We start from the raw sequence: 22,312 nt of genomic DNA on the forward strand, positions 1-22,312 counted from the left end.
GAAGCCTCGAGGCCAGTTCCGGGTGCGCAACAACAAGCAGACCCCTCATCTCGCAGTCGAGGGTCCTCCCGCCCGATCGGCGGAGGTCCTGTCGCTGTTCGGGAACTCGGCTCCGGACGAGGAACTGGATCCGGCCGCGCTGCGTGTCGCCGCCCAGTTCCGCGAGCCCGTCGTGTCGCAACGTCTGCTGACCGGCCTCTATCGCCTTTTCGAGGGCTGGCTCCTCTTCCTGCTCGGCATGGCGATCTACGCCCTCTATGTCGGCCACAGCGCACCCCTCCTGCCACTCTACGGGCTCGTCAGCGCCGTCGCGTCGGTCTCGGCCGTTCTCCTGATCGGCCTTTTGGGCGGCTACAGGATCTCGCATCTCCGCATGCGGTTCCGGCAGACCTCGGCGCTGATCGGCGCCATGCTGGGCGCCGTCGCCCTCCTGGCGCTGCTCCTCTTCCTGGCGCGGATGCAGGGCGTGTTCTCGCGGGTCTGGCTGGTGTCCTGGTTCGCCCTCGGCACGTCGATCCTGTTCGTGTGCCGGGTCGTTCTCTCCGCCCAGCTGCGCAGTTGGGCGCGCAACGGCATCATGGAGCGCCGCGCCGTCCTCGTCGGCGGAGGCACGGCCGCCGAAACCCTGATCCGGAACCTGGAAAGCCAGCGCGACAGCGATATCCGGATCTGCGGTATCTTCGACGACCGCGACGACAGCCGCTCGCCCCCGCTCGTCGCCGGCTATCCCAAGCTCGGAACGATCCGGCAGCTCGTCAGCTTCGCGCGCATCGCCCGCATCGACATGCTGATCGTCACACTGCCGCTCTCGGCGGAACAGCGCATCCAGGCGCTTCTCCACGATCTGTGGGTGCTGCCCCTCGACATCCGCCTTTCGGCGCAGAACTCCGACCTGCGCTTCCGGCCGCGCTCCTATTCCTATGTGGGGCAGGTTCCCTTCATCGACGTCGCCGACCGGCCGCTGGCCGATTGGGACCTCATCGCCAAGCGCGCCTTCGATCTCGTCTTCGCGAGTCTGGCCCTCGTGCTCGCGTCGCCGATCATGCTGGCGACCGCGATCGCCATCCGCCTCGACAGTCCGGGCCCGATCTTCTTCCGGCAGAAGCGGCACGGCTTCAACAACGAGACGATCGAGGTGACGAAGTTCCGCTCGCTCAGGCACGAGCATTCCGATCCGCAGGCGCGGTCCATCGTGACCAAGAACGACGCGAGGGTGACGCGCGTCGGGCGCTTCATCCGGCGCAGCTCCATCGACGAACTGCCGCAGCTCCTCGACGTGCTGACCGGCAAGCTCTCGCTGGTCGGCCCGCGTCCCCACGCGATCTACGCCAAATCCTCGATGAACGAGGCCTTCGTCGAGATCGTCGACGGCTATTTCGGGCGCCACCGGGTGAAGCCCGGCATCACCGGCTGGGCACAGGTGAAGGGCTGGCGCGGCGAGATCGACGATCCGGCGAAGCTGCGCAAGCGGTTCGAACACGACCTGCACTATATCGAGAACTGGTCGATCCTCTTCGACCTCTACATCCTCGCCATGACGCCGATCAGCCTCGTGCGCAGCGAGGGCGCGTACTGACCCTGGGAATCAGTCCAGGACGACGGTCGCCGGTGCGCGCGCGACGAGCCGGACCCGGTCGCCCGGCTGGAAGGCGCAGGTGAAGTCCGTGTCGACCTGATAGGTCTGCGGCCCCGCCTCGATCCAGTAGGTCATGTCGTGGCCCTTGAACTCCCGGTCGATCACGCGGAGCCCCTCGCCCGCCTCGGCCGGTGCCAGCGCCAGATGCTCCGGGCGGATCGAGAGAAGGACGCTTCCCTCGCTCGCGCCCTCGATCTCGATCGGCCCGAGCGGCGTCTCGGCCCGGCCGCCCCTGGCGGTGCCGCGCATGAGGTTGGTGCGCCCGAGGAAGCCGGCGACGAAGGCGTTGCACGGTCGATAATAGACGTCGGACGGCTGCCCGATCTGTTCGATCCGCCCTCCCCGCATCACGGCCACGCGGTCGGCGAAGGAGAGGGCCTCCTCCTGGTCGTGCGTGACGAAGACCGCGCCGATGCCGCTGCGTTTCAGCATGATGCGGATCTCTCGCCGTGTCGCGTGGCGCAGCGAGGCGTCGAGATTGGAGAACGGCTCGTCCAGGAGGATCAGCGCCGGCTGAGCCGCGAAGGTCCGCGCCAGAGCGACGCGCTGCTGCTGCCCGCCCGAGAGCTGGTCCGGATAGCGCTCCTCCAGCCCTTCGAGCCCGACCATGGCGATATAGGTCCGGGCAGCGGCCGCGCGCTCGCCTCGCGGCAAAGCCTTCAGCGCGAACTCCACATTGCCGGCGACCGTCAGATGCGGAAACAGCGCGTAGTCCTGGAAGACGATCCCAATGCCCCGCTGCTCGGGGGCCAGCGCCTCGATGCGCCGCCCGGACAGGCTGACCTCGCCCCGGTCGGCCACCTCGAAGCCGGCCAGCAGACGAAGCGTCGTCGACTTGCCGCAGCCCGACGGCCCGATCAGAGCCAGGATCTCGCCGGGCATGACGTCGAAGCTGGCATCGCCGACGGCGAGCGTCTCGCCGAAGCGGCGGGTCAGGCCGCGCACCGAGAGCAGCGGTGTCACGTTCGTCTCCGCGCTCATGCCCGGCGTCCTTCGTAGCGCAGCACGAGGCCGGCAAAGAGGCTGGAGAAGAGGATGATGACGAGCGCATAGGGCGCGGTCTCGATCAGCATGCCTTCGGACGTCCGGGAGAAGATGTTCATCGAGAGGGTCGTATAACCGGTGGGAGCCAGAAGGAAGGTGATGGGCAGTTCCTTCACGATCAGGATGAAGACGAGCATCCCGCCCGCCAGAAGGCTGCGCGAGATCAGCGGAAGCGTCACCTGGACGAACGCCGCCACCGGCCCTCGCCCGAGCGAGCGAGCCGCCTCCTCCATGCGTCCGCCGGTCTGCAGCAGCGCGCTGCGCACCGGCCCCATGGCGAGGGCGACGAAGCTCAGCGCGTAGGCGGCGACGAGAAGCGTCAGCGTCTGGTAGAGCGCGGGAAGGACGCCGAGCGAAAAGAACACCATCGCCAGCGCGTAGGAGAGCGGCGGCACCGCATAGCCGAAATAGGCCAGCCGCTCGACGAACCAAGACGCGGTCGAGCGGTAGCGGACCGTCAAGATCACGAGGGGCAGCGCGAGGAGCACGGCGAGCGACGCGCCGGGCAGAGCGGCGCCGGCGGTTCGAAGCGCCGTGGCCCACAGCGTCGCCCAGTCCACCGTCGTCGTGCCACGGCTCATCCAGAAGCCGATGACCAGCAGCGGCAGGCCCAGCGAGGCGCCGTAGACGAGCGCCAGGAACAGCTTGGCGAAGGGCCGCATCCGCCCGAGCGGCACCGGCGTCGCGCGCCGCTGCACGCCGGTGCCGACGCGGGCGAACCGCCGGTTGCGCATCGCCAGCCCCTCGATGACGAGGAAGCTGACCGTGAGGCTCATCAGCATCAGAGAGAGCCACGCCGCATAGAAGCGGTCGAAGGCGCCGACATACTGGTTGTAGATCGCGAAGGAGAAGACTTCGTAGCGCATCAGCGCGATCACGCCGAAATCGCCCAGCGTGTAGAGCCCGACGACGAGCCAGCCGGACAGGAGCGCGGGCACGAGATGCGGCAGCGTCACCTCCCGGAACGCCTGGAACCGCGTGCGCGACAGGCTCCGGGCGGTTTCCTCCAGGCTCGGGTCCATTCCCAGGAGCGCGGCGCGAAGGTTCAGGAAGATGTAGGGAAAGGTGTAGAGCGAAAGCGCGATGGTCGCGCCGGGCAGGCCCTGAAGTCGCGGCAGCGTCAGGCCGAAGAACTGGTTCAGCGGCCCGTAATAGCCCGACAGGCCGATGAGCGCGTAGGCCATCACATAGCCCGGCACGGCCAGCGGCATGACCGAGAGAACGGCGAGGACGGGGCGTCCGCGAAGGTCCGATCGCACGACCAGCCAGGCGAGCGGCAGCGCGATGACGGTCGTCAGCGCCAGAACGCAAACCGTCAGCTTCATCGTGTTCAGGAAGAGGGTGAGCGTTCGCTCGCGCAGGAGAAGCTGCAGCGCGACGTCGAGATCGACGCTGGCGGCACGGACGACGAGATAGGCGAGCGGCACGAGCATTCCCGCCCCGACGAGGATCGCCGGAACGAGCAGGACGAAGGGCGGTCGTCTTGCGGCGGATACAGCTCTCAAACCGTGGTCCCGAGGCTCGTCTTCGAAGGAGGGGCAGACCGGCCGGCGCGGCCCGGTGCGGCAAACCGATGGGCGAAACGCCCCGCATCACGAGAGGACGCGGGGCGCTTCGATGTCGATGGACGCTGCGCTTCGCGAACGCCGCCGGCCGTCCTTAGAGGAGGTTGGCCGAGCGCAGAAGCTCCAGCGTGCCTTCGAGGTCGGAGAGCTGGTCGATCGGCACCTCGGGCGCCTCTTCGCGGATGTCGGCGACACCGACCAGCGAAGACGCCGGGATCACGCCGTCGATGACCGGATACTCGTTGCCGGCCGAGGTGAAGTACTGCTGCACGGCGGGCGTGAGCAGGAATTCGGCGAAGCGCTGGGCGTTCTCCTTGTTGTCGCTGGTCTCCAGAATGCCGACGCCCGCGACGTTCAGGAGGTTGCCGATGTCGCCCGTCTCGAAGAGGCGCTGCGCGACCGGGAAGTTCGAGTCCGAAGCGAGGAAGCGGCCGAGATAGTAGTTGTTCGTCAGCGCCGCATCGATCTCGCCGTCGGCGATCGCCTGAACGAGCGCCATGTTGTTCGGATAGACCTTGGCGTCGTTGGCGGCCATGCCCTCGACCCACTCTCGCGCCGCATCCTCGCCCTCGTGGACGCGCATCGCGGTCACGAAGGCCTGGAACGAGCCGTTGGTCGGCGCCCAGCCGACGCGGCCGTTCCATTCCTCATCGGTCAGGTCGAGGACGCTGGCGGGCAGCGTATCCTCGGGCGCGCGCTCCGGCGAGTAGGCGAGGACGCGCGAACGGGCGCTGGTGCCGATCCAGAGATTGTCGCTGCTCTTGAACTGGTCGGGCTGGTTTTCCGAGACGCTGGACGGGATCTCGGCGAAGAGGCCCTGCGTCGCGCCGAGAGCGCCGCCGTCCTGAGCCCAGAAGACGTCGGCCGGGGAGTTCTCGCCCTCCTCCTGCAGAAGCGTGGCGAGCTCGGCCGTTCCGGCGTAGCGGACCTCGACGTCGAGACCGGTTTCCTTCTCGAACATCTGGATCACGGGGCCGACGAAGGCTTCGCCGCGACCGGAATAGATGGTCAGGTCCTGCGCCATCGCAGCCTGCGCGCCGAGGATCATTGCGGCGGCCGCAACGCCCGCCTTGAGGGTCGTCGTCATGGAATCGTCTCTCCTTCTTCTGGTCAGGATGGTCGGCACAGAACCCAGGCCCCTCGCTTTCGCGACGATCTCGGGCAGCCCGTACGGCCAAGGCCTCGAACGAAGGCACACAGCATTGTGAAACTATAACCGTTCTAAACTCAGTGACGAAGCAAACCCGTCTTTCCGAATTCAGCAACGATCGATCAGCTTCACTTACTGTATTCCCCGATCTACTTTCGGGGTTATATGAAGATGAGTTTTTCAGTCAAGCTTTCGCGCGAACACGGGCCGGCAATTCGGCGGCACGGCGCGTTCCTCGCGGCAGACGCGACTCGATCGGCATAGGAAGCTGAACTGGGAATGGTGCCGGCTGAGGGGATTGAACCCCCGACCTTCGGTTTACAAAACCGCTGCTCTACCGCTGAGCTAAGCCGGCACGCCACAGTCGGATTAAGACGCCGAGCGCATCCTGTAAAGCGGTCCGGCGCCCTTCGACCCTGCCTCGAGAGCTTCGGGGGCGGAAGCCCGCATCGCCCGCTCCCGATGATCGCCTGCCCCTCGACGAAGCGTCAGGGAAACAGCCGCTGGACGCTCCAGCCGCCGTCGCGCGCGGTCAGCCGGAAGCGGTCGTGCAGCCGGTTCGTGCCGTCCTGCCAGAACTCGATCTCGGCCGGGCGCACGCGGAAGCCGGACCAGTGCGGCGGGCGCGGAATGGCGTCGTCGTCCGGATAGCGCGCCTCGATCTCCCGCAACCGCGCTTCCAGCGTCGAGCGCGAATCGAGCGGGCGGGACTGATCCGACGCCCAGGCCCCGCGCCGGCTGGTCGGATGCCGGGATGCGAAATAGGCGTCGGCTTCCGCCGACGTGACCTCCTCGACCGCTCCGCGAACCCGCACCTGACGCCCCAGCGACTTCCAGTGGAAGCACAGCGCCGCCTTGCCGGAACCGGCGAGTTCGCGACCCTTGGCGCTCTGGACGTTCGTGTAGAAGCAGAAGCCCCGCGCGTCGTGCCCCTTCAGGAGCACCATGCGCACGTCCGGCAGGCCGTTCTCGTCGACGGTCGCCAGCGCCATGGCGTTCGGGTCGTTCGGCTCGGACCGCGCCGCGTCGGCCAGCCAATTGTCGAACAACGCGACGGGATCGACGTCTTCACTCAAATTTAGAGACTGGGCTTGCATGCTCGGCCTTCTCCGGATTCAACACCGGTCGATCCTACAGCATTCGGCCTGCCCTGGCCCGACCGGAACGAGACTTGGGAGGCGAATGCCCTTGATCGCGAAAGCGACCCTGCTCTCCATAGCAGCCTTCGCCGCATGCGGATGCACGGTGATGAACGGCGACGCGCTCGAGGGCGCGGTGGACCGCTCGATCGTCACCGGGTCGATCGCCCCGCCTCCGCCGCGCGAGGACGTGTCGGACAGCCGCACGGTCCGCAACGCGGTGTCGGCCGCGGACATCGCCTCCCTTCGAACGGCGCCGCTCGCCTGGAGCAATTCGGACACCGGCACCAGCGGCGCCATCACCTCGATCACCGAGGCGCGGGAAGGCAACGTCGTCTGCCGCACCTTCACCACCTCGCGCCAGCGCTTCGACGGCGTGGCCCTCTACGCGGGCGAAGCGTGCACGCGCGGCGAAGGCGAATGGGTGCTCACCCGCTTCTCCGAAAGCGGCTGACCACTTCAACTCTCCGTCAGCGCGAACCATATTGCAGCCGAACGGGCGCCGTCCGGCGCCCATCTGCCGTCACCTGAGGAATCGAAGCCAACGCCATGCGCGACCCCTACGCCGTTCTCGGCGTCTCCAAGACGGCGAGCGAGGCGGAGATCAAGTCTGCCTTCCGCAAGCTCGCCAAGAAGTATCACCCGGACGCGAACGCCGACGATTCGACGGCGGCCGCCCGCTTCAACGAGGCCAATCAGGCCTACGAGATCCTTGGCGACAAGGAGAAGCGCGGCCAGTTCGACCGAGGCGAGATCGACGGCGAGGGCAAGCCGAAATTCCAGGGATTCTCGGGCGGCAACCCGTTCGGCGGCGGTTCGCCCTTTGGGGGCGGCGGCGCTCGCACCCGCAGCTTCGACTTCCGCTCCGGCGGGGGCGCGGGCGGCGGGGCGGAAAGCTTTTCCGACTTCTTCGAGCAGGCGTTCGGCACGATGGGCGGTCGGCGCACCGGCCGGGCCGACGGGTTCACGGCGGCCCGCAACGCTCCGTTGAAGGGCGACGACATCCGCGCGACCCTCAAGGTTGCTCTCGAGGACGTGGTCGCCGGCGACAAGGTCGAGGCGATCTTCCCGACCGGCAAGCGGCTGGCGATCAAGCTGCCCGACGGGGTGGAGGACGGCCAGACGATCCGCCTGCGCGGCCAGGGCCAGCCGGCAGCCTTCGCCGACGGTCCGGCGGGCGACGCGCTTGTCACCGTCCAGTTCGCCGAGCACCCCCGCGCCAAGATCGACGGCCGCAACGTCCTTCTCGAACAGCCGATCGCGCTGGAAGACGCCGTTCTGGGCGGCAAGGTCACCGTCGAGACGCTGGACGGGCGAATCGCGACGACGATCAAGCCCTGGACGAACGGCGGACAGGTGCTGCGCATCCGCGGCAAGGGCCTGTCGCTGCGCGGCGGCGGACGGGGCGACCTTCTCCTGACGCTGCGGATCACCCTTCCCGATCAGCCCGATTCCGAACTCGAAGCGCTGATGCGAAAGAGGCGCGAGGCCGGGTCCTGACGGGCGGGGCGGTGGAAACATTCCCGCATAGAGCGTGATCCGCGTCCGGGTTGCTGGCGCGGAAGGCCTATGCCATACCGCGCGAACGATTTTAAAACGCGTTCAAGGAGTGCCTCCATGGCGGACGGACAAGGCCTCATGGAGGGCAAGCGCGGCCTCATCATGGGCGTCGCGAACAACCGGTCGATCGCCTGGGGCATCGCCAGGGCGCTTGCCGCGCAGGGCGCCGAGATCGCCCTCACCTATCAGGGCGACGCGCTGAAGAAGCGTGTGGAGCCGCTGGCGGCCGAACTTGGCGCGACACTCGCCGGCCATTGCGACGTCGGCGACGCCTCCACCATCGACGCGGTGTTCGACCATCTGCGCGACACCTGGGGCAAGATCGACTTCCTCGTCCATGCCATCGGCTTCTCGGACAAGGACGAGCTGACCGGCCGCTACGTGGACACGAGCGAGGCGAACTTCACCAAGACCATGCTCATCTCGGTCTACTCCTTCACGGCGGTCGCCCAGCGCGCCGAGAAGCTGATGACCGAAGGCGGCTCCATGCTGACGCTGACCTATTACGGCGCCGAGAAGGTGATGCCGCACTATAACGTGATGGGCGTCGCCAAGGCCGCGCTGGAGGCGTCGGTGCGCTATCTCGCCGTCGATCTCGGCAGCAAGGCGATCCGCGTCAACGCGGTGTCGGCCGGCCCGATCAAGACGCTCGCGGCCTCGGGCATCGGCGACTTCCGCTACATTCTGAAGTGGAACGAGTACAACGCGCCGCTGAAGCGCACCGTGACGATCGACGAGGTCGGCCAGTCGGCGCTCTACCTCCTGTCGGACATGTCGACGGCCGTGACCGGCGAGGTCCACCACGTCGATTCCGGCTACCACACGGTCGGCATGAAGGCCGTGGACGCGCCCGACATCGCCGTCGTCAAGGACTGAGGGCGGCCGGGCCGCCCTTCCCCATCCGAGCTCATGTCGCACAACAGTTTCGGCCATCTCTTCCGTGTGACCACCTGGGGCGAAAGCCATGGGCCGGCGATCGGCTGCGTGGTGGACGGCACGCCGCCGGGGCTAAGCTTCTCGGAGGCGGGCATCCAGGCCTATCTCGACAAGCGTAGGCCGGGTCAGTCGCGCTTCACCACGCAGCGTCGCGAGCCGGACGAAGTGAAGGTCCTGTCGGGCGTCCTGCCCGGTCCGAACGAGGGCGAGCTGATCACCACCGGCACGCCGATCGCGATGGAGATCCGCAACGTCGACCAGCGCTCGAAGGACTATTCGGACATCGCCCAGTCCTACCGGCCGGGCCACGCCGACATCGCCTACGACATCAAATACGGGCTGCGCGACCATCGCGGCGGCGGGCGCTCCTCGGCGCGAGAGACCGCCGTCCGCGTCGCGGCCGGCGCCATCGCACGGCTGATCGTGCCGGGTCTCAGCGTACGGGGCGCGCTCGTCCAGATGGGCTCCTCCCGCATCGACCGCTCGCGCTTCGACTGGAGCGAGGTGGACCGCAATCCCTTCTTCTGCCCCGATGCGGAGACGGCGGCGCGCTGGGCGGACGAGCTCGACGCGGTGCGCAAGCGCGGCTCCTCGGTCGGCGCCGTGGTGGAGATCGTCGCCGAAGGCGTTCCGGCCGGCCTCGGCGCCCCGCTCTACGCCAAGCTGGACCAGGACATCGCCGGGCATCTCATGTCGATCAACGCCGTGAAGGGCGTCGAGATCGGCGATGGCTTCCTGGCGGCCGAACTTTCCGGCGAGGACAATGCCGACGAGATCCGCATGGGTGACGACGGGCGTCCGACGTTCCTGTCGAACCATGCCGGCGGCATCCTCGGCGGCATCTCCACCGGGCAGCCGATCGTCGCGCGCTTCGCGGTCAAGCCGACCTCATCGATCCTCACGCCGCGCCGCTCGATCGATTCGGCGGGTCGGGACGTCGATGTGATGACCAAGGGCCGTCACGACCCCTGCGTCGGCATCCGCGCCGTGCCGATCGGCGAGGCCATGGTCGCCTGCGCGATCGCCGACCATTACCTGCGCCACCGCGCCCAGACCGGGCAGAGCCTTTGACGAGGACGGCGTCGCGCCCCATCTGCGAGCGGACATGACGACACGTCTCTACACCCATCCGATCTTCGCCGAGCATCTGACCGGCGAGGGCCACCCGGAGCGACCCGAGCGCATGAAGGCGGTCGCCGACGCGCTGGCCGGCGACGCGTTCTCGGCGCTCGACCGGGTCGAGGCGGTCGAGGGTACGACCGAGCAGGTTCTCCTCTGCCACCCGCACGACCATCTGCGGCAGCTCGCCCGGACGATGCCGGTCGAGGGGCTTCTGCGGATCGAGAGCGATACGGTCGTCAGCCCGAAGAGCTTCCAGGCCGCCCTTTTCGCGGTCGGCGCGGCCTGCGCCGCGGTGGACGACGTCGTCTCCGGCGCCGCCGACAACGTCTTCGTCGCCGCCCGTCCGCCCGGCCATCACGCCGAGCGCACGACCGCGATGGGCTTCTGCCTGTTCAACCACGCCGCGATCGCCGCGCGCCACGCGCAGGCCAGGCACGGGCTCTCCCGCGTCGCCATCGTCGATTGGGACGTCCACCACGGCAACGGCACGCAGGACATCTTCTGGTCCGATCCGTCCGTGCTCTATGCATCGACGCACCAGATGCCGCTCTACCCGGGCTCCGGCGAGACGTCGGAGACGGGCGCCGGCAACATCGTCAACGCGCCCCTGTCCGATGGCGACGGCGGCCGCGCGTTCCGCGCCGCCTTCACCGAAGTCGTGCTCCCGGCCCTCGATGCCTTCCGCCCCGATCTCGTCATCGTCTCGGCCGGGTTCGACGCGCATCGCCTCGACCCGCTGGCGGGGCTGAACCTCGTGGAGGACGATTTCGACTGGGCGACCGGCCAGCTGATGGATGTGGCAGATCGCCACGCTTCCGGTCGCCTCGTTTCCCTGCTGGAAGGCGGTTACGATCTCGACGGGCTCGCAGGCTCTGCGGCCGCCCACGTCGCCCGCCTGTTGAAGGGCTGACCCCAATTCCGAGAGGCACGCTCATGTCCGAAGCCCCGCCGCTTCCGAACGACGATTCCGACATCCGCCGCATGAGCTTCGAAGAGGCTCTGGCGAGCCTCGAGCGCATCGTCTCCGATCTGGAGCGCGGCGACGTTCCCCTCGAGCAGTCCATCCGCATCTTCGAGCGCGGCGAGAAGCTGAAGCTCCATTGCGACCGGCTTCTGAACGCGGCCGAGGACAAGGTCGAGAAGATCAAGCTCTCGCGCGCCGGCAAGCCGACGGGCACCGAGCCGCTGGACCCGGACTGAACCGCCGAAAGGCGCTGGACCATTTGAAGCGCATTCTCAACGCTCCGGCGTAAGCGCCTCGTGAACAACAAGAACGACCTGGGCGCTCGCACGAGAAGGAACGGGCTGATGACCGAGACAAGCCGAACCCCGCTCCTCGACAAGGTGTCGGACCCCAAGGATCTGAGGAGGCTGCCCGAGAGCGACCTTCGCCAGCTTGCGGACGAGTTGCGCACCGACCTGATCGACGCGGTGTCGCGCACGGGCGGGCATCTGGGCGCGGGGCTCGGCGTCGTCGAACTGACGGTCGCGTTGCATCACGTCTTCGACACGCCGCACGACCGGATCATCTGGGACGTCGGCCACCAGGCCTATCCCCACAAGATCCTGACCGGGCGGCGCGAGGGCATGCGCACGATCCGGCAGGAGAACGGACTTTCCGGCTTCGCCAAGCGCAAGGAGAGCGAGTACGACCCCTTCGGCGCAGGCCACTCCTCGACCTCGATCTCCGCCGGTCTCGGCATGGCGGTCGCGAGCGATCTTGCAGGCATCAAGCGCAACGTCGTCGCGGTGATCGGCGACGGCGCGATGTCCGCCGGCATGGCCTACGAGGCGATGAACAACGCCGGAGCCCTCGACGCGCGGCTGATCGTCGTCCTGAACGACAACGACATGTCGATCGCTCCGCCCACGGGCGCGATGAGCGCCTATCTCGCCCGCCTCGTCTCGGGCAAGACCTATCGGACGCTGCGCAACCGCGCCAAGGCGATCTCCGACCGTCTTCCGGAGTTCGTCCGCGAGGGGGCGCGCAAGACCGAGGAGTACACGCGCGGCTTCTTCACCGGCGGCACCATGTTCGAGGAGCTCGGCTTCTACTATGTCGGCCCGATCGACGGGCACGATCTGGACCATCTGCTGCCGGTCCTGAAGAACGTCCGGGACTCGCAGGACGGCCCGATCCTCGTCCATGTCGTGACGAAGAAGGGCAAGGGCTACGCCCCGGCCGAGGCCAGTGCCGACAAGTACCATGGCGTCTCCAAGTTCGACGTCGTCACGGGCGCGCAGGCGAAAGCCAAAGCGAATGCACCGAGTTACACGAAAGTCTTCGCGGAAAGCCTGATCCAGGAGGCGCGGCTGGACGAGAAGATCGTCGCCATCAACGCCGCCATGCCGAACGGCACGGGGCTCGACCTTTTCGGCGAGGCCTTCCCGACCCGGACCTTCGACGTCGGCATCGCCGAGCAGCATGCGGTCACCTTCGCCGCGGGCCTTGCGAGCGAAGGCTACCGCCCCTTCTGCGCCATCTACTCGACCTTCCTGCAACGGGCCTACGATCAGGTCGTCCACGACGTCGCGATCCAGTCGCTGCCGGTGCGCTTCGCCATCGACCGTGCCGGCTTCGTCGGCGCGGACGGCGCGACCCATGCCGGCTCCTTCGACACGGGCTTCCTCTGCCCCCTGCCGGGCATGGTCGTGATGGCCGCGGGAGACGAGGCCGAGCTCCGGCACATGGTGCGCACGGCAGCCGAGTACGGTGAGGGACCGATCTCCTTCCGCTATCCGCGCGGCAACGGCGTGGGCGTCGAGATGCCCGAGCGCGGTCAGGCGCTCGAAATCGGCAAGGGCCGCATCGTCCGCGAGGGCACGAAGGTCGCGATCCTTTCCTTCGGCTCGCGTCTGGCCGACGCCGTTCTCGCCGCCGAGGAGCTGGAGACCTTCGGCCTGTCGACCACCGTGGCCGACGCGCGCTTCGCCAAGCCGCTCGACGTCGATCTGATCCGCCGTCTGGCGCAGAACCACGAGGTGCTGATCCTTCTGGAGGAAGGCGCGTCGGGCGGCTTCGCCGCGCAGGTGCTGGAGCATCTCGCACGCACCGGCGGGCTCGATCACGGGCTGAAGGTGCGCCCGCTCACGATGCCGGACAGCTTCCTCGACCATGCGGCCCCCGAGGCGATGGTCAAGCGCGCCGGGCTGGACAAGAGCGGCATCGTGGACGCGGTCTTCCGCGCGCTCGGCAAGGATGCGAGCCGCGTCCTTCACGCCTGAGGACGCTTCCGCGGCCGGTCGGCCTTGCTATTGTCCCGGCAAGGCCGCATGTCCGCGTCCATGTCTGAAGCCGAACTCGAAACACCGCCGCATCAGCGGCTTGATCAGCTCGTGGCCGAGCGCGGTCTCGCCGCCAGCCGCGCCCGCGCTCGGGACGCGATCCTTCGCGGCCACGTGAAGGTCGATGGGCGCACGGTCTCCAAGCCGAGCGTATCCGTCGCGTCCACCGCGATCGTCACGATCGACGATCCGGCCGGGGACTACGTCTCGCGCGCCGGCCTCAAGCTGGAAGCCGCGCTCGACGCCTTCGGTCTCGACGTCGCCGGCAGAACCGCCCTCGATGTCGGCGCCTCCACCGGCGGTTTCACCGAAGTGCTCCTGCGGCGCGGCGCGGCCCATGTCGTCGCCATCGACGTCGGCCATGGTCAGATGCATCCGCGCATCGCGGCCGACCCGCGCGTCACCGCGATCGAAGGGTTGAACGCCCGCGAGATGACGGCCGACGACATCGGCGGCCGGACCTTCTCGGCCCTCGTCGCGGACGTGTCCTTCATCTCCCTGCGTCTGGCCCTGCCTCCGGCGCTCGACATGGCGGAGCCCGGCACCGTCGCTTCCATCCTGGTCAAACCGCAGTTCGAGGCGGGCCGCGAGGCGATCGGCAAGGGCGGCCTGCTGCGCGACCCGTCGAGCGCGGAGGCGGTCGCTCAAGGCGTCGCCGACTGGCTGGCGGCGCAGGACGGCTGGACGGTGATCGGCCTCGTGCCCTCGCCGATCGAAGGCGGCGACGGCAACCGCGAATTCCTCCTCGGAGCGCGCAAGGCATGAGCGAGACGATCCGCATCGAAGCGCTCGGCGCGAAGGGCGACGGGATCGGCGGCGGCACCTTCGTGCCGTTCAGCCTGCCGGGAGAGGACGTCGCCATCGAGCGCGCGGGACAGAGGGGCCGGCTTCTGTCCGTCGTGCACCCCTCTCCCGAGCGGGTGGAGCCGCCCTGCCCGCATTTCGGCGCCTGCGGCGGCTGCGATCTGCAGCACGCCTCGCCCGCGCTCTACGCCGCGTTCAAGCGCGGCCTCGTCACAGATGCCTTCGAGCGCGCCGGCCTCGACGCGCCGGTCGCGCCGCTCGTCCCCTGCCCGCCCGCGACCCGGCGCCGCGCCGTCTTCACCGCCGTGCGCGCCGGCCCGCGCATCCTGCTCGGCTTCCACCAATCCCGCTCCCACAGGATCGAGGATCTGAAGACCTGCCTCGTCGTCGTGCCGGAAATCGAGCGGGCCCTGCCCCTTCTCCGACGGCTGGCCGCCGCCCTGATCGACCGCAAGCGGCCCCTGCGTCTGACGGTGCTGTCCACCGGCCCCGGTCTCGACATCGCAATCGAGGATTCGGCCAGGCTGACCGAAGCGCTGCGGCGTCCGGCGGTGGCCACCGCGATCGAAGCCGGCGTCGCGCGCCTGACGGTGGCCGGCGAGACCCTGATCGAGACGGCGCGTCCCGCCTTGCAGGTGGGCCGCGCGACCGTCTCGCCGCCGCCCGGCGCCTTCGTCCAGGCGGTCGCTGGCGCCGAAGAGGCCATGGCGCGCCTGACCCTCGACCACCTCGAGCGCGCCAAGCGCGTCGTCGATCTCTTCTGCGGCGTGGGCACCTTCACGCTACGTCTGGCGGCGAACGCCCCGACGCACGGCGTCGAGAGCGAGGCGGCCGCCCTCGCCGCCCTCGATCTCGCGTCGCGGGCCGCGCCGGGCTTGAAGCCGGTCACCAGCGAGCGCCGCGACCTCTTCCGCCGTCCGGTGACCTCGAAGGAACTCGACCGGTTCGACGGGCTCGTCTTCGACCCGCCGCGCGCGGGCGCCGAAGCACAGGCGCATCAGATCGCGAGTTCGAAGGTCGCGCGCGTGGCCGCCGTATCCTGCAATTCGACGACCCTTGCGCGGGACGCCGCCATCCTCGTCGCCGGCGGCTACCGTCTTCTGTCGGTGACGCCGATCGACCAGTTTCTCTGGTCCCATCACGTCGAGGCCGTCGCGCTCTTCGAACGCTGAACCGCCGACGCCGGCGGCGCGTCTTCGTCCCTCACCGCCACGGAAACGAAAAGGGGCCCTTCTTTCGAAGGGCCCCTTTCTTCGTCCTCGCTGCCTCTCGCGGTCAGTCGAACCGACCGGAGGCGTGGGCGAGCATCGTGTAGACCTTGCCCGTGTCGGACGCGAGATAGGTGCGCGTGCGGGTGTGGTCAGGGTCCGCCTTCGAGATGTCGGCGAGCAGGGTTTCGAAGTCCGCGATGTAGCGGTTCACCGCGACCTTGAACTCGGGGTCGCGCTGATACTTGCGGCGGATGTCGTCGAAGGTCTGCTGACCCTTGATCGTGTAGAGGCGCCGCGTGAACACGTTGCGCTCCCCGGCACGATACCGGTCCCAGAGCTCCAGCGAAGCCTCGTTGTCGATCGCGCGGGCGATGTCCACCGAGAGCGAGTTCAGCGATTCCTCGACATGGGCCGGGCTGCGGGCCGGCCCGCCGCGCGACGCGTCGGCCTCGACCTGGGAGGCCTGGACCGGGGCGGACTGCGGGACGCTTTCCCCGGCCTCCGCCTCGTCCTCGTCACGCGAGGCGCGGCGCAGGAGATCGGAGACCCATCCGCCCGACTTGCTCGCGGCCGCCGGCGCGGGGGCCGCCTGCGCGGGGCGCAGCGGCGGGACCGGAACGCTGGCCGGCACCGGCTGAGGCGTCACCGCCACGGGCTGGCTGGCCTCGAAACGGGCGGTCTCCACCGAACCGCGCAGATCGCGGGCGAGGTTGCCCTCCATCGACGGTCCGCGCAGGTCGCGCGCCAGATTGCCCTCCGAGAGGATGGCGCTGGCGGCACCCAGATCCGCCGAAGCCCGCGTCGCGTTCGCCTGGGCCGGCTGAGCGACCGTCGCCTGCGGACGCGGCGTGCGCACGTCGAGCGAGCGGCCCGACTGGCTGACGATCTCGCCGAGCTCGCGCAGAGCCCGGATCTGATCGGCCACCGCGCGGCGCATGGCCTGCGTGCTCTCGCGCGCCTCGTTCGGCAGCTCGAACACGCCCCGCTTCAGCTCCTCGCGGGTCGCACCGAGCTCGGCCCGCAGCGACTGCGCGCTTTCGCGCATCTCGCGGGTCGCCTCGAAGAAGCGCTGGCCGGCCTCGTCGAGCGCGCCGTTCACCGCCTCGCGGATCTCCTCGGAGGCTTCCCGCGAACGCTCGGTCGTGCCGTCGATGCGCCGTCCGGCGTCCTCGAGCGTCTCGCCCAGGCGCCGCGACAGCTCCTCGGTGAGGGCCCGCGAACGCTCGCTGGTGCCGTCGAACACGCGGCCGACGACCTCCTCGAAGCTGCGGATCGTCGCGCCGATCTCCTCGGAACGCTCGACCAGCCCGCTGGACAGCGCCTCGAGAGCCTCGCGCTTTTCGTCCAGCGAGGTCGAGAGATCGGCCTGCGTCCGGTCGATGAGCGCGGTGGCCTCCGCCAGCATCTGGCCCTGCTCCTCGAAGCGCGAGGCGATGCCGCCCAGACGCTCCATGGCCGCGTTGGCCGTCTCGTCCAGCGAACGCACGTTCGTCTGAAGCTCCCGCGAGGTCCGCGAGATCGAGCCCGCCGCCGTCGACGCGCCTTCGTTGAAGCGCTCGCTCGTATCGGCCAGCGTCGACTGGAGGGACGCGAACTCCGCTGAGCTGCGCTCGACGAGGTCGCGGAGGGACCCGCCCGTGTCCGACAGACGCTCGATGAGAGCAGAGACTTCGCCGACCAAGCGGTCCTGCGCGCCGGAGACGATGTCGGCCGCCGCCAGCGAACGCTCGCCCAGAACGTCCGAAAGGTTGTTCGTGGACGCCTGGATGCGATCGACCGCCTGCCCCGTGTTGTGGACGAGATCCTCGACGAGGCTCTCATTGGCCAGACGCAGCCGTTCGGACGCCGCGTTCGCGCTGTCGGCGATGAGGCCGACGATCTCGCTGCCGCTCGCCGCGAAGCGCTCGACCAGCGGCCGTGCCTCGTCCTCGATCAGGCGATGGATCTCCGCGTTGCGGGTCGCCAGCGCCTGCTCCATGCCGCTGAGATGCTGCTCGAACTCCGAGCCGATCGAGCCGACCCGCGAGGCCAAAGCCTCTTCGGAGGCCAGGACGCGGCGCTGCAGCTCCTCGCCGAGCATCCCGACGCGCTGCAGCAGACGCTCGCCGGCCCGGTCGGCTTCGCGAGCAAGCTCCTCCGACATCGAGCCGATGCCCGAGCGCAGCATGCCTTCCGCGTCGCCGGCCTCCGAGCGAAGGCGCACGGCGCCCTGCTCGATGGCCTGCGACAGGCCGACCGACAGGTCCGACAGCTCCGACTGGAAGCGCGTGGCGCGCTCGCGCAGCGTGTCGGCCGAATTCTCGGTCGCGAGGCGGATCGCCTCGGCCGAAAGAGCCAGCTTCTCGGCGAAGGCGTCGGCGTCGCGGGCCAGAGCCTCGCGAGCCTCCTGCGACCGGCCGACCATCGCGCCGGAGGCCGACCCGACTTCCGCGGCCAGCGACTGCGCCTCGGCCGCGAAGTGCTCGCGCGAGCGCTCGGCGCTTTCCAGAAGCGTCTGCGTGGCGCGGTCGAGATCGCCGGACATCAGGCCGGACTGCGACCCGATCTCGTTGCGGAAGCGCTCGATCTCACTGGCCAGCGTCTGCGACGCGGCGCGGAAGGTCGAGGCCATGATCGCCGCGTTCTCGGAGAGATTCTCCCGCGAGCTGGCGCCGGCGCCCTTCAGAAGGTTGCTGGCCTCCACGATCGAGGCGGTCAGAGCGGAGGAGCCGCGTCCGAGTTCGCGCCGCGCCGTTTCGGTCTCGGCGACGAAGCGCTCGGCCAGACCGCCGATGGAACCCACCAGCTCGTTCGCGATCTCCGAAATCCGCGAGCGGGCCGATTCGGCCTCGGTGCGCATGGCGAGCGTCGCGCCGCCGATGCGGGTGACCAGATCGGCGCCCTCGTCGCGCAGGCCGGAACGAACGTCTTCCGATTCCTGGCGCAGGAGACCGGCGACCTCGGCGATCTTCTCCGCGATCGATTCGGCATCCCGGTTGAGATCCTGGCGCGTGCTCTGGGAGAGACCGCGAAGCCGGTCCGCCGCCTCCGAGAAGGTTCCGGACAGACGCTCGCCCTCGCCGGCCAGCTGCATCCGGGCTTCCTCGCTGCGACCGCGAAGATCGTTGGCGACCTCCTCGATGAGCGACTTGAAGCGCTCGGCATCGGCCGAGAAGGTCTCGCGCGCGGTCGTGCCGGAGCGATCCACCACCTCCTGCATCGAGGCGAGGCTCGCGGCCAGCCTGCGGGTCTCCGATTCGAGGCCTTCGCGCGCCCGCTCGGCCTCCGAGCCCATCAGGCCCGTAGCCGAGACGATCGCCTCGCGCAGCGTTTCGGCGATCAGCGAGGCGCGGTTGCCGAGCGTGCGCTCGACGTTCTCCAGGCCGCGTTCCAGCGTCGTGGCGAGCGCAAGGGTTCGATCCTCGAAGGCCTGCGAGATGCCGGAGGCGCCGCCGTCGAGCAGCGACAGGAGGTCGTCGCGACGGCTATCGAGCGCCGCTCCGACCCCGATGCCGCCCTGTTCGATGGCCCGGCGCACGTCGTCGGCGCGATCGCCCAGCGTGGCGGAGATGGACCGAGCCGCCTCGTCGGCCGCGCTCGAAATGTCGATCCGGCCGTCGTCGAAGATGCCGGCCAGGCGCGTGTTGACGGTCTCGATCGTGCCGCGCAGCTCTTCGAGCCGCTGGTCGAGCGAGGTGACGAAGACCGTTCCGCGCTCGTCGATGGCGCCGGCGAAGCGCTGCGAACGCTCGTCGAGGCCGGAGAGGAAGCCGGACTGCGAGCCGTCCACGAGCTCCTGAACGGCCGCGAGGCGCTCTTCGAGGCCGGACAGGACGGTCGAACGGATGTCCTCGCCGACCGCCTTGAGGCTCGACGTGCGTTCGTCGAGACCCTGGAGCAGAAGCGCGAGCGCGCCCTCGACCGCCGTCAGCGCGCTGGCAGTGTTGTGGTCGATGCTCTTGGCGAAGCCTTCCGAGCGGTCCTCCAGCGAGGCGCGGAAGCGGTCGGCGCTCTGGTCGAGCCCGCCGACGATCTTCTCGCGCGACGCTTCCACGGTCGCGGCAAGCGCCTCGACACGCTCCGAAAGCTCCTCGGCGATGCGGCGAACCGCCTCGTCGAAGGTGCCGCGCACGCTGGCTGTCTCGGCCGCGACGCGCTCGATGAAGCTCTCCCGCGATTCGTCGGAACGGGCGAGCGAGTCCTCCAGGCGCTTCACCACGTCCTGGTCGAGCTTGGCCGCGTGGCTGTCGAGCGAGAGCAGGATGCGGTCGCCGCTTTCCTGCATCAGCGCGTCGCTCGCCGCCAGACGGTCGGAGATCGAGCGGGACAGGTCGCGGGCGCGCTCTTCCACGCCGCCGAACAGACCGGCCGAATGCTGGTCGAGCGTCTCGGCGATCTTGCGGGTGCCGTCGTCGAGAGAGACGGTGATGGCGTCGCGGCGGTCGGAGAGCAGACGTTCGATCGCCTGGGTGCGGCGGTCCAGCTCGGACGCGAAGGCCGAAACCTCCTTCTCCACGCCCTGCGCCAGACGGCCCTCGGCGCCGTCGATCAGGTCGGTCAGGCGGACGACATTGCCCTCGATCGTCCCGGTCAGAGCGTTCGCACGCTCCTCCAGAACCTCGGACATGCTGGCCTGGGCGAAGGCGAGCGAGGTGTCCAGATCGGCGTTCCGCTCGGCGAGCATGGCCGAGATCGCCTCCAGACGGCCGTCGAGGGCCGCGCGGAACTCCTGCGCGCGCGCATCGACCGCGGCGTTGGACAGGGCGACGGCGTCGCTCGCGCGAACCGCGAACTCGCTCTGGCCCGAAGCGATGGCGCGGGCGACCTCACCCGTGCGATCGCCGAGGGAGCGGACGAACTCGTCCGTGCGGTCGCGCAGCAGGTCGGACATCTGCCCAGCGGCCCGGTCGATGGCGCCGGCCCGGCTCTCGATGGCGTCCACCAGCGAGGCGCCACGGCGATCGACGATGTCCTCCAGAAGCGAGAGACGCGCGTCGAACCGTGCGACGAGATCGTTGTTGCGGTCACCGAGCACGGCGTCGGCCTTGGCCGCCCGCTCCGCGAAGGCAGCGTCGAGGGTCGCGAGAATGCGCTCGCCCTCGCGGTTCATCGCCTCCACGCGCTCGTCGATCCGGCGCGCGAGCGCGTCCACGAGACGCTGGCCACCGGCGTCGATCTCCTCGCCGCGCGCCGCGAGCGTTCCCTCAAGGCTCGCCAGGAAGATGGAATTGTCCTCGTCGAGCCCTTCGGCCGCCGACTTCAGGACACCGGCGCGCTGTTCGACGAGCGAGCCGGTCTCGCCGGCCAGCGCATTCAGGCGGTCGGTCACGTCCGCGGCGACGGCCGACAGGCGCTGCGCCAGTTCCTCGCCGGCCTGCGCGGCGCGCTCGTCGGCGCGGCGCCCCTGCTCCTCGAAGGTGGCGATCAGATCGCCCATGCGGGACTGATGCGCCTCGGCCAGTTCGGCCCCGCGTTCGGCCAGCAGTGTTCCGAAGCGGTTGGACGCGTCCTCGATGCGGCGAAGGATTTCCGACGAGGCGCCGTCGACATCCTCGGCCAGCCGGTTCTGCGACGAAAGAAGCGCAGAGCGCATCTGCTCGGCATGCGAATGCATCGCCTCGCGTTCGGCGCCGAGTTCCCCGACCAGCGCGCGAATGCGAACCTCGTTGTCGGCATAGGCGCGCTCCAGGGAGCCGACCTCGCCGCGCACCTGCGTCTCCAGCTCGCTCATCCGGGCGAGCGAGCGCTCGACGCCTTCGGAGAGGGCCGAGACCTCGCGGCGGACGGCCTGGCCGATGGAGGAGACGCGTTCGCTGGCGAGCGCGTCCGGTTCCGCGAGCCGCATCGCCACTTCGGCGAGCGAGCGCGTCGTCAGGCGCATTTCCTGCGAACGGCGCACCATCACGGCGATGCCGAGAATCAGGAGAGCCGGCAGAAGCCCGGCCGCCACCACGATGGCGAGAATCAGGGCTCCGTCCGCGCCGGAGGGCGCGAGCGCCGTGGTGCCGAGGAAGCCTGCCGAGGCCAGCGCGACGAAGCCGACCCAGAGAGCGGCGGCGACCCCGCCCACGACGAGCGGTCGATTGGTCGGCCGGCGGTCGAAGAGGCCCTGCAGCATGGCGGCGGAGGAGCGGGTCTCGTCGTTGGCCGGCGCCTTCTTCGCGGCGGCGGCCTGCTCGGCCTTGGCGATGAAGACCTGCCGGGCACGGCTTCCGGCTTCGGCGCCGTCGGCCTTCTCCTGCGAAGGGCCGCGGCGCGGAAGGGCCGCCGCTGCGGCCGCGGTTCCGGCGATCGCCGATCCGTCGAAGCTGCCTTCGTCGGGCTCCTGCGGGTCCGGCATGTCGAAGACGGGCGAATCGAAGGCGGTCTGCGGCGCGACCTCGTCGGCGGCACCCACGGCCGATTCCCGGCGAAGCGCGTCCGTCGCCTCGCCGATCTGCCGCTCGAAATCGAGATCGCCGAGAAGGAGGTCGGCGTCGTCGGCCCCGGCGCGAGGCACGGAGACACCGCCTTCCGGCTCGACGACGGGATCGACGCGATCGTCGCCGGGCTCCAGGAAGTCCGCCTCAAGAAGGGCCGACTCCAGCTCCAGGAGAGCTTCGTCGGGTAGCTGCTCGACCGGTTTGATATTGGACATCGTTCGCCGCCTCGATACTCTGACACCGCCTGCCCGCCCGAGACGCGACGAAGTTTCCCCCGCCGACCGCCCCGCATCGCCCGATTTTCGGCAGGCGCACTGACGCACGATCATGGTAGTGACGCGGCAGGGGGAAAGAAACCGTGAATCCGCGCAATACCGACAAGTTTAAACGAAAGGTTAACGGCGCGGCTTCCATTTGATTTTTTCTGTGCCGGGGCCCCGTCCGCGCGGAACCTTACAG

General features: G+C 69.2%; 15 protein-coding genes and 1 tRNA gene. 10 read left to right on the top strand and 6 right to left on the bottom strand.

The features are described from left to right. Positions 1-22: 22 nt before the first annotated feature. Positions 23-1,576 carry an undecaprenyl-phosphate glucose phosphotransferase gene (locus tag AC6R2M_RS09330; protein WP_500481474.1) on the top strand — a complete coding sequence of 518 codons (1,554 nt, stop codon included), beginning with the start codon at positions 23-25 and terminating at the stop codon, positions 1,574-1,576. A gap of 9 nt (positions 1,577-1,585) precedes the next feature. On the opposite strand, the gene AC6R2M_RS09335 is transcribed toward AC6R2M_RS09330, so the two are convergent. The 5 genes from AC6R2M_RS09335 to pdxH form a co-directional block, all read right to left on the bottom strand. Next, positions 1,586-2,617 carry an ABC transporter ATP-binding protein gene (locus AC6R2M_RS09335; protein ID WP_500481476.1) on the bottom strand — a complete coding sequence of 344 codons (1,032 nt, stop codon included), beginning with the start codon at positions 2,615-2,617 and terminating at the stop codon, positions 1,586-1,588. Beyond that, positions 2,614-4,185, bottom strand: coding sequence for an ABC transporter permease (locus tag AC6R2M_RS09340; RefSeq protein ID WP_500481478.1), 1,572 nt, complete (start codon positions 4,183-4,185; stop codon positions 2,614-2,616). The genes AC6R2M_RS09335 and AC6R2M_RS09340 overlap by 4 nt, the downstream gene beginning before the upstream one ends. 154 nt (positions 4,186-4,339) lie before the next feature. Then, entirely contained in the window at positions 4,340-5,332 is a 993-nt protein-coding gene (locus tag AC6R2M_RS09345) for an iron ABC transporter substrate-binding protein (RefSeq protein WP_500481480.1), read from the bottom strand. 343 nt (positions 5,333-5,675) lie between these two features. Continuing rightward, positions 5,676-5,750: transfer RNA gene (locus AC6R2M_RS09350), tRNA-Thr, on the bottom strand. 133 nt (positions 5,751-5,883) lie between these two features. Further along, positions 5,884-6,492 carry a pyridoxamine 5'-phosphate oxidase gene (gene pdxH / locus AC6R2M_RS09355; protein WP_500481482.1) on the bottom strand — a complete coding sequence of 203 codons (609 nt, stop codon included), beginning with the start codon at positions 6,490-6,492 and terminating at the stop codon, positions 5,884-5,886. Between the two features lie 91 nt (positions 6,493-6,583). Between pdxH and AC6R2M_RS09360 the strand changes: the two genes are divergently transcribed. From AC6R2M_RS09360 to AC6R2M_RS09400, 9 genes are all read left to right on the top strand, one after another. Further along, complete coding sequence (locus tag AC6R2M_RS09360; RefSeq protein WP_500481484.1) at positions 6,584-6,988, top strand: RT0821/Lpp0805 family surface protein; 405 nt, start codon at positions 6,584-6,586, stop codon at positions 6,986-6,988. A 95-nt stretch (positions 6,989-7,083) separates the two neighbouring features. Beyond that, positions 7,084-8,034: a DnaJ C-terminal domain-containing protein gene (locus AC6R2M_RS09365; RefSeq protein ID WP_500481486.1), complete on the top strand. Its 951-nt coding sequence runs from the start codon at positions 7,084-7,086 to the stop codon at positions 8,032-8,034. Between the two features lie 117 nt (positions 8,035-8,151). Further along, entirely contained in the window at positions 8,152-8,970 is an 819-nt protein-coding gene (fabI, locus tag AC6R2M_RS09370) for an enoyl-ACP reductase FabI (RefSeq protein WP_500481488.1), read from the top strand. 33 nt (positions 8,971-9,003) lie between these two features. Then, the gene (aroC, locus tag AC6R2M_RS09375; RefSeq protein WP_500481490.1) at positions 9,004-10,101 is read left to right on the top strand and encodes a chorismate synthase; all 1,098 of its coding nucleotides are present in this window, start codon (positions 9,004-9,006) and stop codon (positions 10,099-10,101) included. A gap of 34 nt (positions 10,102-10,135) precedes the next feature. Beyond that, complete coding sequence (locus AC6R2M_RS09380; protein ID WP_500481492.1) at positions 10,136-11,062, top strand: histone deacetylase family protein; 927 nt, start codon at positions 10,136-10,138, stop codon at positions 11,060-11,062. A 23-nt stretch (positions 11,063-11,085) separates the two neighbouring features. Continuing rightward, the gene (locus AC6R2M_RS09385) at positions 11,086-11,352 is read left to right on the top strand and encodes an exodeoxyribonuclease VII small subunit (RefSeq protein WP_500481494.1); all 267 of its coding nucleotides are present in this window, start codon (positions 11,086-11,088) and stop codon (positions 11,350-11,352) included. Between the two features lie 108 nt (positions 11,353-11,460). Then, entirely contained in the window at positions 11,461-13,377 is a 1,917-nt protein-coding gene (gene dxs / locus AC6R2M_RS09390; protein ID WP_500481496.1) for a 1-deoxy-D-xylulose-5-phosphate synthase, read from the top strand. 60 nt (positions 13,378-13,437) lie between these two features. Then, positions 13,438-14,202, top strand: a complete 765-nt coding sequence (locus AC6R2M_RS09395; RefSeq protein ID WP_500481498.1) for a TlyA family RNA methyltransferase — start codon at positions 13,438-13,440, stop codon at positions 14,200-14,202. Then, positions 14,199-15,413, top strand: coding sequence for a class I SAM-dependent RNA methyltransferase (locus AC6R2M_RS09400; RefSeq protein ID WP_500481500.1), 1,215 nt, complete (start codon positions 14,199-14,201; stop codon positions 15,411-15,413). The genes AC6R2M_RS09395 and AC6R2M_RS09400 overlap by 4 nt, the downstream gene beginning before the upstream one ends. A gap of 103 nt (positions 15,414-15,516) precedes the next feature. Here AC6R2M_RS09400 and AC6R2M_RS09405 read toward each other — a convergent pair whose 3' ends face one another. Then, on the bottom strand, positions 15,517-22,068 hold the full coding sequence (locus AC6R2M_RS09405; RefSeq protein ID WP_500481502.1) for an apolipoprotein A-IV repeat region-like domain-containing protein: 6,552 nt from the start codon (positions 22,066-22,068) through the stop codon (positions 15,517-15,519). Positions 22,069-22,312: the final 244 nt, after the last annotated feature.

Source organism: Aureimonas sp. CAS, assembly GCF_059838215.1.